We start from the raw sequence: 13167 nt of genomic DNA, 5'->3' as shown, positions 1-13167 counted from the left end.
TAGAATCGTGGGGGAAGTATCTGATTGGTTGGGACACACTCCAGAGACACTTCAAAACATGCTAGATAACCTTGAAGAACTAAAGCGGCAAGGTATCGAAGCAATGAATGATGAATGATTGGGCAATCGATGATATTGTGCACAGATTGTCGGATGGATAAATACATCCTTTGATAACATTGATGAAGAAAGGAGGTTATTTCATGGATTCTATAAGTTATATGAATTATGCAATGGCATATATTGAAGAGCATTTAACTGAGGAAATTGATTATCGTGAGATTTCAAGAATTGCTTTCTGTTCAGAATATCATTTTAAGCGTATGTTTTCTTTTTTATCAGGGATCAGCTTGTCAGAATATATTCGAAGAAGGAGATTAACACTTGCTGCCCTTGATTTGAAAGATAGAAATTTGCGCATTCTTGATGTTGCTGTAAAGTACGGTTATGGTTCGGCGGATTCATTCACTCGGGCTTTTCATTCTATGCATGGTATTCTCCCATCTGAAGCGAGAAGTGGGAATATTCAATTAAAAGCATTTCCTAAAATGACCTTTCAATTATCCATTAAAGGAGGATGTGAAATGAATTATCGCATTGTAGAGAAAGAAAAATTCAATTTAGTAGGTTTTAAGAAGAGAGTTCCCATTGTTTTTCAGGGTGTTAATCCTGAGATTGCAAAAATGACCGAACTTTTGACCCCCGATGTTATAAAACAATTGAAGTCAATTTCCGATGTAGAACCAATGGGTATTATTAGTGCATCAACAAATTTTACAGAAGGAAGAATGGAAGAAACGGGTGAATTGGATCATTATATTGGGGTAGCTACAACAAAAAAGAAAAATGTAGAGTTTGATTTATTAGAAATTGATGCTGGAACTTGGGCAGTATTTGAATCCATTGGACCGTTTCCTGAGACTCTTCAAGATGTGTGGGGCAGGATATACGCAGAGTGGTTCCCGCCCTCAGGATATGAAGCGGTGAAGGGACCGGAGATTTTATGGAATGAAAGTCCTGATACATCAAACCCCAAATATAAAAGTGAAATATGGATACCAGTGAAGAAAAAAGAAATAGATATATATTAATGATTATGCTTGAGGCACTTACTGAAAGGACGTGCCTTTATCGTAATGGTGTAAAAAATCAAATGCTTATTATGTAGTGTTGACTGTTTTACACCCTTTGATATTATTTTAAATAGTAAAAGAGAAATGTTGCTGCATGAAAGCCCATAGTTTCGATTATCAATAAATGCGAAAAGACTGTAGAATTTAAAGCGGATCATCTCATTCTACACGCTTAAGAAATTAGTAAAAGAGATTGGAAAAGATTATTAATACCCTTGCTTTATATCATAATGAAAAGTCTTGAAAAAAATAATGAAGAGAGGAAGAAATATATGAAAGTTATTGCTGTAAATGGGAGTCCAAGAAAAGGTGGAAATACTGCTACACTGCTTCGGAATGTTCTTAAGGGTGCAGAAACAAAGGGAGCGGCCACAGAGCTAATCAATCTTTATGAATTAGAGTTCAAAGGTTGTTATAGTTGTTTTGCTTGCAAAAGGAAAGGAAATCATGGTAATGGAGTCTGTTCAATCAAGGATGATCTTAGAGAAGTTCTTGAAAAAATATTGAATTGTGATGTTCTTCTGTTAGGTTCACCCATATATTTTGGAAACGTTACAGGGGAAATGCGTTCTTTCCTCGAACGACTGATATTTCCTAATTTATCTTATAATACAGGAGATAGATCTGTTTTTCACGGGAAAATCGTTTCAGCGTTTGTTTATACCATGAATGTTACAGAAGAGCAAATGAAACAGCTGAATTATGAAGCGATCATTAAACAAAATCAGGCATTGCTAGAGCTTTTTCATGGACAATCAGAAATATTTATTTGCAATGATACCTACCAGTTTAAAGATTATTCTATGTATGAAGCATCTAAATTTAATGCAGTGCACAAGGCACAAGTAAAGGCTGAGCAATTTCCCGAGGACTGCCTGAAAGCCTTCGAGCTGGGAAGCCGTCTGGCAATGGGTTAATAGCTTCATCGGGATTGTACGTATTCCATTATGCCTCTCAAATTAGCTATAAATCAAGTGAAAGTTATAAAACGTTTTTATTTGAGTGGCGAGAACATAAAAATAGGCAAAGTCAATTTGTCTCAGGCCACCCAGGGGGTGGTCTAAGGGGAAGATTTAAATCGTAATGGAGAAATAGGTGACACGCTTGAGCAAGAATAGAATTGAAAGAAAGGCGCTTTGCATCTGGATTAAAACAATAAAGACCCTTAGGCTAAAGCATATCTAGCAGTCGCACATAGCCTTAAAATGAGAGTTCATTAATCACGTTAATATCCACTTTTGTCCATCTGGCATAACCATAAGAGATCCGGGTATTCTTTCTATTATTTCTCCTGAATCAATTTTACGCACCACAATTTCTTCATAGTAATCAGGATCCTCATACCATTTCCAAAAGTACAGTTTTTCGCTGTCCCTAAAGGAAAAGCCTTCTCTATCGTCTATAGCAAATTCTATTTTTTCTGGCCATAAAATTTGAAACTCATTATCGCTTGATTGTCTGGTGAGCATCAAAGGTGATGTTTTTAACATCAGATTATAGCAATCTTTTAAATTTGAAAGGCAAAGGCTAGTCAATATTGAAGTTTGTTGCATCAGCTCATCCATCTCCACTATCTCAATCTTTCCAGCTGGAAAATCGGCAATCAAAATTATAATGTGATTTTTGTAGTAAATTGGTTTTCCAAAATATTGCCCTTCCTTAGCTATCACTGGTTGAATGACGCTTCCATCAGGGTAATGAACAAATAATAGTTTATGTCTTGTTGGGAAATTTCCTTGTCTAAAGATTTCTTCAGCTTCATAGAGATCGCCATTTGTATAATTCATTCCCCAATACCATTCAGTACTGCCTTCTAACGGCTCTATATAGTCAATTCCTTGTAATTTAATAGTCTTCATGAAATCCCTCCTTTAGAAAGTAGTATATATTCTTAGATGTAATTTTATTAAATTTCGTTTTTCGAAACAAGTATTAAAGGGGGTATATTCATAAGATGACAGCCTAGAACCAAACCTCAGCTGTCAATTTAGTGAATTAGGTTTTCGAATAGTGTAGTGGAACTTACAATTGTGATTTTTCATTTATCAACATTAAACAAAAACAGATAATTGGAAATAACAGAGGACAATTACTTTAACATTAAACTGGTTCATTGACCCCCTATTTAAATAAAATTAAATTAAATTGTATTCATCCACTATTCTGGAAAAATCTTATATTTCTATCTCCATTGTTTCCGAACTATTCATAACGTCAAGTGCCGTTTGGGCTTTAGCTAATTCATCGGAAACCCATTTGTAGTCTTTTTCCGCTTCTTCCACATCATAATTTGTATACTCATATTCAATAATAGGTGTGCCACGGAAGCTTGAAGTATTTTCCCTCTGTTTAGGCAGTCTACTGCGCATCATTGATAATTTTTGCTTTCGTTCAGTTAGCTGAGGGATATACACCAAAATTTGATCTATGGTCATATCAAAACCCGGAACTATATGCTCAAGGTTAAATTTATTAATGGAGTGTTTAACACTGCGGATTTTTGCTTCAAGTTGGATCAACTTATTCTGCATGTCTTTATAATCATAAGCTGGGCGGGCGGATTCTAGATCTTCCCCTACTGCAGCAACAAAAGTAGAACTTATACTTTCTTTTTGCTTTAATGCATACTGTTCTTCATTAAGACTACGAAGCAACTTTGCTGCCTCTGCAGATGTATATTTCATTTTTAGCACCTCGCTTGAATTCATTTATAATATTAATTTCTAAATTTTACCATAAAGCATGGCGCTTATCAAGTTTAAAGTTGATGTTGTCCTTAAGTGAGTCTCCTTCTATTTGCGATTTGATATTAAAATTATGATAAAATTTTTAAAATCTCATCCTAGTTGTGAATAGTTTATGTAGCTAAAATAAAAGAAATAAAGCTCGTTAAAATATCAAATGTCTATACTTTGTTTTGAATGTTTGGGGGAAACTATGAAAGAAGATGCAAGCTTTCTTTTTATTTTGCATCGTATATTTTTAATAAATTATTATCAATGGTATTGTGGTTCGTATACTATGCTTTGTCGGCAAAGATGGAAAATCTAAAATTGAAATAGAGTATTCTTTTGAATTCATGGGATACTAAGAAAGCAAGTATTATAATAACTGATCAGCCGGCATAAACAAAAGGGGCAAGTGCTTTTTCGACTTTAATAAATTGAAAGATTGTTTCTTTAGTAGGAACAAAATATGGTGATAACCCTTGGATTTGCGGCTTATTAGCCTTTACTCAAGGTGACGACAATACAAGTGGGCGGAATGAACCGTTTCTCAAATTTTGTACTTCTCAGTAGAAGGTGTAAATCATGAGCGACATATTGTCATTACTTATAACACCTAGAATTCCTCCTTTGAAACGTATCTTGAGTACATTTTGGAGAGCATCTCATGGGAGTAAAAAACTATAACCTGCAAAATGGTGAGAAAGGCAAAATAGGCGTCAGTCTTTTCGTTTCATTAATAAAAAGGAGGAAAATATTATGTTACCAATGTTCCTTATAATAATCGCAATCATTGGGTTGGTTATTTTATGGATTATTTCTACCCAGCGTAAACTGGTAGTACTTGATGAGAATATTAACAATGCCATGAGCCAGATTGGAGTACAGCTTTCAAGTCGCTTTGATGCTTTGACGGCACTTTTGGATTTGACAAAGGGTTACGCCAAGCATGAAAGTGAAACAATCATTGAAACCATTCAATCAAGAAGAAGTGTGATTACAGCAAAGTCAACACCTGATGATGTACAGCGTCAAGAGGGCATTATTTCTGAAGCATTAGGCAGGATTGCTATGGTGGCAGAGCGGTATCCTGAATTGAAAGCAAATGAAACCTATATCAAAACGATGGATGCGGTGCAAACCTTTGAAAACATGGTGCGTACCAGCCGTCTGATTTATAATGATAGTGTGACTAAGCTGAATCGTAAAATACGAATGTTCCCAGCTTCCATGATTGCCTCAATGCTGGGCTTTCAACAAAGAGAATATCTTGCGGAACAGGCTGATAAGGCAAATATGCCAAGCATGAAATGAGGTGTCTTATGGGAAAAAAAGTGAGCTGTATAATTTTATGTTTTGCAATGCTAATTGTACCGCAGTTTCTTGTGTTTGGTGCAAATAAAGTGAATACCATAGATATTCAGGCTACCATTGAAGATGATGGCTCCATGACGATTACCCAGAACTGGGAAGGGCGTTTTGACGAGGGCACAGAAATCTACATTCCCATGAAAGCGCCTGAATACCTTACTATTCAGAATCTTGTAGTTTCAGATCAAAACGGAAGTTATGAAACTGTGAATGATTGGAACATCAATTGGAGCTTTGAAGAAAAGGCCAGAAAGTGCGGCATCCATCCTACAGATAGCGGTTATGAGATCTGTTTTGGAATCAGCCAATATGGCCAAAATCAATATGGGATTAAATATAAGCTGAATAATGTTGTGGGTGGATATTCCGATATGGATGGGGTGAATTTCCGCTTCGTAAATGATGAAATGAATACCACACCTACCGATGTGAAGATTGAAATACGACTTGCAAATGGCACCCCCATCTCCGATGAAATTGCCGATGTATGGGGATTTGGCTTTGCGGGACAGGTGGGCTTTCAGAATGGAGGAATCCTTGCCTATACAAACACCCCTATCTCTAAAGAAAACCATGTGACGGTGCTGTTTGCTCTGGATAAAGGAATTTTGTTACCCTCTCGGCAGGAAGAGGGAACTTTTGAAGAAGTAAAACAAACTGCTTTTGAGGGTAGCGATTACGATAATACTGATTCTGATGGCAAAGAGGTATCAATCATCACGGTAATGGTCATAATGCTGCTCTCTTTAGGTGTTCCAATAGGGTTGATCTTCTGGATTCAAAGGATAAGAAAGAAAAAAGCGGAGAAAAAAATGCAAAAATTTTCGGAAGGATTCGGCTATTTTAGAGATATTCCCAATGACGGTAATCTCAATGCCTCCTATTCCTTGGGTAAACTGTTTGATATGTGTGAGGATGGCGCAATTTTGGCCACAGGTATGCTTCGATTGATTCAGTTGGGGTGTTTGTCTCCAGTAGAAACACAGGAAGTCGGCTTTATGGGCAAAACCAAAGAGGCGGTCAACCTACGGCTTATGGGCAGTCAAGGTGATAAAATGAATGAGTATGATGAGTACCTTTATACCATTTTGGAGGGTGCAGCTGGTTCAGATGCTATCTTGCAGGAAAGAGAGCTGGAACGGTATGCAAGTCAAAATGACAAGATGCTCCGTTCTTACATGGAAAAATGTGATAGTGGGGGAAGAACCTATTTGAGTCAAAAGAATTGTTTAACACGATGGAGGATACCCGGCAGGCTCGCCGATTTGACACCGGCGGGGGAGCAGGAACTAGGTGAATTATTGGGGCTTAAGCGATATTTGGAGGATTTTTCATTGGTTGCTGAGAGAAGTGTTAAGGAAATGCCAATTTGGCGAGAGCTACTAACCTATGCCATGCTGTTTGGTATTGCTGACCAAGTGGCGGAGCAAATTAAGGAGCTTTATCCTGCAATTTCAACGCAGGTGAATGAATACAGCCAAAGCATGTCAACTGCTTATGCCTATCACTATTTGCTTTACAGAAATATGATAAAAGCCGAACATCAGCGGGAGCAGGATAAGCGCATTGGCGGCGGGGGCGGTTTTGCTTCTTTTGGTGGGGGCGGTGGTTTCATTGGCGGCGGATCCGGCGGGGGAACAAGATAATGAAACAAAGAAGGAAATGGTTCAGGGCTTTTGCTTATTTACAAAAGCCCCTTGCCTTTCCTAGGGGAATAGTTTAGAAACTTACCTTTAGTCGCATATGAGCAGTCATTTCTTTCAATTTTCTTTGAATCATAACCTAGATAAAGTATTCATGTTGCAATATATTATTAAATGCTATAGAATCGTCTTAGAAGAATATGTAAAAATTTTAGTATGCAGAGTGCTAAAGGACAGGTTGGGTAATTTAAAATGAAATATAAGATATTAGTTGTTGAGGACGATTTTATTATTTCGGGAGAGATTCAGAAACATTTGTTAGCGTGGGGTTTCGAGGTGCAGACTGTCTGTGACTTTGAAGCTGTATTATCACAATTTGTAATGTTTGAACCACATTTGGTGATATTAGATATTTCATTACCATTTTATAATGGATATTATTGGTGTACCGAAATTCGAAAAGTTTCCAAAATACCAATTATCTTTTTATCCTCTTCCAGTGATAATATGAATATTATTATGGCAATGAATATGGGAGGTGACGATTTCGTTGCAAAGCCGTTTGACTTAGCGGTATTATCAGCCAAGGTTCAGGCATTGATTCGTCGAGCATATTCCTTTCAAGGTAATTCTCATATTCTTGAGCATAAAGGCGTTATACTAAATTTATCAAATGCGTCTCTTGAGGTAAGTGGGAAGAAAGTAGAACTTACAAAAAATGAATTTAGAATACTACAGATATTGTTTGAGCATAAAGGTGAAACGGTATCCAGAGAAGCAATCATGAAGCACCTTTGGGATGGGGATTGCTTTATTGATGATAATACCCTGGCAGTGAATCTTACAAGACTTAGAAAGAAGCTGGAAGAAATTTCTCTTAATGATTTTATTACTACCAAAAAAGGAATGGGATATCTGTTGGAGGATTAACTTTCATGGAACATTTATCAACTGGTAAACTGTTTGGGAAATGGTTTATGGATCGAGTAAATTATTTTGGCCTATATTTTGTTTTTGCGGCTGTTTTCATCATTATCGCATTGCAATATAGAACCGACATTGAGCCTATTTTATATAGTTTGCTAATCTGCACATTTTTAGGGTCCTGTTGCTTGATCAATAGTTTTATTCAATATAAAAGGAAGTATCATGCTTTATATGAAGCTTATTTGAATATGGAAACAACCATAAATGCCCTTCCCAAACCAAGCAATTTTATAGAAGAGTTATATGGAGAGTTATTATGTGATTTATTTGACAGCCGTAGTAACTTATACTTAAGAATGAAAAAACAGGACATGGAGAGTAAAGATTATTACACCATTTGGATTCATCAAATTAAAACACCCATTGCTGCATTGTATTTATTGCTACAGGCAGAAGATAGTCAGAAAAATAGTATGCTGATGAAACAGGAATTGTTTAAAGTTGAGCAATATGCAGAGATGGCACTTTATTATCTTCGTTTACAGCACATGTCCTATGACATTTTACTAAAAGAATGTAATCTTTATGAAATAGTGAAGCAGTCGGTGAAAAAATATTCCGTCAGTTTTATTGGAAAAAAGATATCTTTGCATTTAGAGGCTTTTGATGGAATTGTCATTAGTGATGAAAAATGGCTTGGTTTTGTGATTGAGCAAATTCTATCTAACTGTATTAAATATACTGCAAAAGGCAGCATTTCAATTGAATATATAGATTTAAAGAATACTACCCAATTCAATGATAAATTGAAACATGCATATGATGTGACTTCGGCAGATTCTGTTTTATGTATCTCTGATACGGGAATTGGAATCAAGCAAGAAGATTTACCCCGTATTTTTGAAAAAGGTTTCACAGGGTACAACGGAAGGATGGATAAAAAATCAACGGGAATTGGTTTGTATTTATGCAAGCAAGTCTTAAATAAATTAGGTTTTGACATTAGTGTTTCTTCCGAGGTGGGAAAGGGCACTATGTTTCAGATCTATTTTGGAAAACAGGATGGCAGAGGAAAGAAGCAGGAATTGGAATAAAGCGGTCAATCTTACAATATTGAAAGATACTAATAAGAAATGTAAGCCAGAATAAAGGCAGAACATTTCTTTTTTTGTTAAAATGATCTTATAGAGTTAAGAAAAATTATAAAGAAAAGAGATGATTTATTTCATGGCATTTTTAGAAGTTAAAAATCTGAAAAAAGTATATACCACAAGATTCGGTGGCAATCAAGTGAAAGCATTAGAGAATGTTAGTTTTTCCGTGGAAAAAGGGGAGTACGTAGCAATCATGGGAGAATCCGGTTCAGGGAAGACCACTTTGCTTAATTTATTGGCATCTCTGGATAAACCTACTGAGGGTGAGATATTATTAGATAAGAAATCTTTCTCTAAAATCAAAAACAAAGAGTTATGTGCTTTTCGAAGAGATAACCTTGGGTTTGTATTTCAGGATTTTAACCTGCTAGATACTTTTTCTTTGCAGGATAATATATTTTTACCCTTGGTACTACAAGGAAAATCATTTCGTGAAATGGATGAGAGACTAAAACCCTTGGCAAAACAATTGGAAATTACAGCGTTATTACAAAAATATCCATATGAAGTATCAGGCGGGCAGAAACAGAGAGCTGCCGTTGCAAGGGCTTTAATTACACATCCGAAGCTCATTCTTGCTGATGAACCAACGGGAGCGCTGGATTCCAAGTCCGCAACCAGCCTTTTAAATATGTTTTCAGATATAAATAAACTTGGGCAAACGATTGTAATGGTTACCCATAGCATGCAAGCGGCAAAATGTGCCGGAAGAGTAATATTTATAAAAGACGGAAACCTATTTCATCAGGTTTATAGAGGGAACTCTTCGGATGATGAAATGTACCATAAGATTTCTGATACTTTAACAGTACTTCAGACCGAAGGAGTTGAAGAGCATGAATAAAGGGATTATCTTGCCTAAGATGGCTTTTACAGGAATAAGAAAAAACGGTATTGTATACTTTCCTTATATTTTAACATCAGCTTTTTCCGTTTGTGTTTTCTTTATATTTAACTGCATTATAAATAATGAGTTTCTTAAAAATGTACCCCACGCAGCATACGTTTGGCTGCTTTTACAGATTGGCAACGTGTTGTTGGGTATCATTTTAGTTCCATTTTTATTTTATACAAACAGTTTCTTGATCAAGAGACGCAAAAAAGAAATCGGCCTTTATAGTATTTTGGGGTTGGAAAAAAAACATATTGCGATAATGATGTTCTTGGAAACTTTTTTTATCTATATCATTTCTATGATTATTGGATTGATAACAGCAGTAGTGTTCGCAAAATTATGTTTTTTAATATTGCTTAATGCCAGTGGGCTACCTATTGATATTACATTTACTATACCAGTGAACAGCTTTTTATTAACCCTTGCTTTTTTTGGATTCGTTTCGTTTCTTAATTTAGGGACGAACTTATTTCAAGTAACCCGAGCAAATCCCAGTGATTTACTAAGAGAACCTCAAAAAGGTGAAAAGGAACCTAAGCATCTTTGGATTCTTGCTTTGCTTGGCATTTTATTCTTAGGTTGGGGTTATTATATTGCAGTTGTTTCTAAGATCAATAGCATGATTTTTGTTAACTTTTTCTTAGCAGTTTTGTTGGTCGTAATCGGAACCTATTTCTTATTTACATCAGGAAGCATTGTACTGTTGCGAACACTTAGAAAAAATAAAAAATTTTATTATAAGAAAAGTAATTATATTACTGTGTCGGGCATGATTTACCGGATGAAAAAAAGTGCAGCAAGCCTAGTGAATATTTGTATTTTCAGTACCATGGTGATTATTACTTTGTTATGCACAGTATCCTTGACGCTAGGGGAAAAGTCTGCCATTCGATTTGAGAATCCCCTTGATGCCAATTATATTTTTGAAAACGATAAAATCATGGATAAAAATGGTTTTGATTCAGAACTGTCGAGACTGGCAGAAGAGAATCAAGTTAAAATTACAGATAAGATTAATTTTCCCTATTTTATTGTTACCCTAGAGGAAAAAGATAATATATTTTCGATTTTAAGTGAAAACACAGGGGAAAATAAAAGCTCCATTAGATTATTGTCGTTATCTGATTTTAATGATATCGAATCTCAAAACATGACATTAGAAGATAATGAAATACTTGTTTATTCTAATACAGACGATTTCAAATATGATTCGGTGATTGTGAATGGTAAGGAATACCGTGTGAAAGAGGAGTTGAATTCCCTCCGCTTTGATACAAAAGAGAAAAACAATTATTCGTCAGGTAAAGTGTATTTTATCTTAAAGGATTACAAGAGTATGGAGGAGATGGCAAAAGCCTTTCATGGAGACACCGATTATCCTTTTTATTCCGTATGGTTTAATATGGATGGGGAGACAAGTAACAAGGAAGCACTTTTGGCTGATTTAGATAAAGCTTGTGCACAAATGCCAGGGTTTTATACCAGTAAGAATATCATTGATTGGGGTTATGATGTAAAGTCAATGGACGGTGGCTTATTATTTATTGGTGTGTTTTTTGGGCTGATTTTTACCATCTGTTTATTATTGATTATGTATTATAAACAAATCTCAGAAGGGCTAGAAGATAAGCAGAATTTTATCATTATGCAGCAAGTGGGTTTGAGCGATGATGATGTAAAATCAACAATTCATAGGCAGATCATGTTAGTATTCGGTTTACCATTAGTTATTGCAATACTTCATACGATGATGGGGCTTAAAATTACTATTCAGCTACTTTATTCGTTAAACCTTTATAATACAAATTTGATCTTTTTGTGTGCCCTTGGCGTCATTGTCGTTTTTACAGTTTTTTATATCCTTAGTTATTTTTTAACAGCAAGTACGTACTATAAAATTGTTAAAGGGAAGAGTTAAGGATTGATTTTTTAGCAAGCTTTGAGCAGTATGGGCAGGTTACGCCACGCCTTTATAGTCGTGGGAAAAGTGATTATGGAACCATACTGCTTTAATGTGTCGGAAGTCAAAGAACTCACAAATTTAAAAGCAAGGTAGAAATATCCCCTGGTTTGCAGGAAACAAAAACTGACGAAACATAACTGAATTTTAATGATATGGTAAGGGCTGTGTCTAGTCATTTAAGGAGCGTGAAAAACTAGTATGAAAGAATCAATTTTAATTGTAGATGATGAAAAAGAAATTGCTGACTTGCTTGAGGTTTATCTTAAAAAAGATGGTTATACAGTTTATAAATATTATAATGGGCTAGAAGCGCTCAAGTGCATCGAGGCTAAGAAACTAGATCTGGCCGTTTTAGATGTTATGCTTCCTGATATCGAGGGATTTCGTATATGCCAGAAAATAAGACGGAAATATTTTTATCCTATTATCATGTTAACTGTTAAGGATGATGATGCTGATAAAATAAAAGGGCTTACCCTGGGGGCTGACGATTATATAACAAAGCCGTTTCATCCTTTGGAGGTTGTTGCAAGGGTAAAAAACCAGTTACGTCGCTACGTCAAATTTAATGGCAACACCAAGAGGGTTTTCGATACAGTAAGAGATGAATATGATTTTAACGGATTGATGATTAACAAAAGCACACATAGATGTACATTATTAAATAAAGAAGTAACTTTAACGCCCTTAGAGTTTTCTATACTTTGGTACTTATGCGAAAATCGGGGTAAGGTAATATCTTCAGAGGAGCTTTTTGAAGCAGTCTGGGGAGAAAAATATCTTAATAATAACAATACAGTTATGGCTCATATTGGAAGATTAAGAGATAAGTTAAAGGAGCCTGCTAAAAATCCTCAACTGATAAAAACGGTATGGGGAGTTGGCTATACCATTAAATAACTCGCCAATTTTCTATTAAATTATAAAAGACAAACTTAGTGGAAAAATTGGGTTGAGGAGATTTGGGGCTTTTGTCGTAATAGTAATTAGTTCTCTTTTTATCACATTCAGAATATTCTTAGATTAGTTAGTCAATGCATTAATTAAAAATCATTCGCTTTCTCAAAAAGGTATTGCATTATTTCAAAACTAATGGTATTATATAGAAAATTTCATAAAATGTGGATGATGAATTCAAGAGAGACTGTGATACAGCACCGAAGGGGAAAAACTCTCAGGTAAAAGGATTGAATTTTGACGATACTCTGGAGAACAACAATTGAGTTGTACCGAAGAAGTAATTACCGAAATATTGTGCAAACAGATTCGGTACTAATCTTTCAGGTTAAAAAGGACGGAGACTAGTGTAAATATTTTTATAAATATTTGCAGTAGTCTCTTTTTTTATCTCTAAA

General features: G+C 35.4%; 11 protein-coding genes, 1 pseudogene and 1 riboswitch. Of the genes and pseudogenes, 10 read left to right on the top strand and 2 right to left on the bottom strand.

Translation table 11 applies throughout. The annotated features are described in order from the left end of the window. The 3 genes and pseudogenes from RTK36_RS07575 to RTK36_RS07565 all read left to right on the top strand — a co-directional run. A pseudogene (locus tag RTK36_RS07575) lies at positions 1 to 118 on the top strand (NAD(+)--rifampin ADP-ribosyltransferase); the annotation flags it as partial. 85 nt (positions 119 to 203) lie between these two features. After that, positions 204 to 1091: an AraC family transcriptional regulator gene (locus RTK36_RS07570; protein ID WP_312045850.1), complete on the top strand. Its 888-nt coding sequence runs from the start codon at positions 204 to 206 to the stop codon at positions 1089 to 1091. 314 nt (positions 1092 to 1405) lie between these two features. Continuing rightward, a complete protein-coding gene (locus tag RTK36_RS07565) occupies positions 1406 to 2050 on the top strand; it encodes a flavodoxin family protein (RefSeq protein ID WP_312045848.1) in 645 nt (214 codons plus the stop codon). Positions 2051 to 2353: 303 nt separating this feature from the next. On the opposite strand, the gene RTK36_RS07560 is transcribed toward RTK36_RS07565, so the two are convergent. Together RTK36_RS07560 and RTK36_RS07555 are read right to left on the bottom strand one after the other, a co-directional pair. Next, on the bottom strand, positions 2354 to 2992 hold the full coding sequence (locus RTK36_RS07560; protein ID WP_312045846.1) for a hypothetical protein: 639 nt from the start codon (positions 2990 to 2992) through the stop codon (positions 2354 to 2356). Between the two features lie 315 nt (positions 2993 to 3307). Continuing rightward, positions 3308 to 3817: a hypothetical protein gene (locus RTK36_RS07555; protein ID WP_312045844.1), complete on the bottom strand. Its 510-nt coding sequence runs from the start codon at positions 3815 to 3817 to the stop codon at positions 3308 to 3310. An 801-nt stretch (positions 3818 to 4618) separates the two neighbouring features. Here RTK36_RS07555 and RTK36_RS07550 point away from each other — a divergent pair. The 7 genes from RTK36_RS07550 to vanR all read left to right on the top strand — a co-directional run bounded on the left by RTK36_RS07550 (position 4619) and on the right by vanR (position 12712). Next, positions 4619 to 5173: a LemA family protein gene (locus RTK36_RS07550; protein WP_312045842.1), complete on the top strand. Its 555-nt coding sequence runs from the start codon at positions 4619 to 4621 to the stop codon at positions 5171 to 5173. A gap of 8 nt (positions 5174 to 5181) precedes the next feature. Then, positions 5182 to 6876 (top strand): DUF2207 family protein, encoded by a 1695-nt coding sequence (locus RTK36_RS07545; RefSeq protein WP_312045840.1) that lies wholly within the window; start codon positions 5182 to 5184, stop codon positions 6874 to 6876. Between the two features lie 249 nt (positions 6877 to 7125). After that, complete coding sequence (locus tag RTK36_RS07540) at positions 7126 to 7803, top strand: response regulator transcription factor (RefSeq protein ID WP_312045838.1); 678 nt, start codon at positions 7126 to 7128, stop codon at positions 7801 to 7803. 5 nt (positions 7804 to 7808) lie between these two features. Beyond that, positions 7809 to 8894 (top strand): sensor histidine kinase, encoded by a 1086-nt coding sequence (locus RTK36_RS07535; protein WP_312045836.1) that lies wholly within the window; start codon positions 7809 to 7811, stop codon positions 8892 to 8894. A gap of 133 nt (positions 8895 to 9027) precedes the next feature. Then, positions 9028 to 9798 (top strand): ABC transporter ATP-binding protein, encoded by a 771-nt coding sequence (locus RTK36_RS07530; protein ID WP_312045834.1) that lies wholly within the window; start codon positions 9028 to 9030, stop codon positions 9796 to 9798. After that, complete coding sequence (locus tag RTK36_RS07525) at positions 9791 to 11767, top strand: FtsX-like permease family protein (protein ID WP_312045832.1); 1977 nt, start codon at positions 9791 to 9793, stop codon at positions 11765 to 11767. Before RTK36_RS07530 ends, RTK36_RS07525 begins: the two co-directional genes overlap by 8 nt. 243 nt (positions 11768 to 12010) lie before the next feature. Continuing rightward, positions 12011 to 12712, top strand: coding sequence for a VanR-ABDEGLN family response regulator transcription factor (vanR, locus tag RTK36_RS07520; protein ID WP_312045830.1), 702 nt, complete (start codon positions 12011 to 12013; stop codon positions 12710 to 12712). A gap of 225 nt (positions 12713 to 12937) precedes the next feature. Next, positions 12938 to 13012, top strand: a riboswitch (glycine riboswitch). The last annotated feature ends 155 nt before the right edge of the window (positions 13013 to 13167 follow it).

This window comes from Anaerotignum sp., assembly GCF_031981185.1.
GTDB lineage: Bacteria > Bacillota > Clostridia > Lachnospirales > Anaerotignaceae > Chakrabartyella.
The sequence above is the reverse complement of the archived record's forward strand: the minus strand, read 5'-3'. Positions and strand labels throughout refer to the sequence as shown.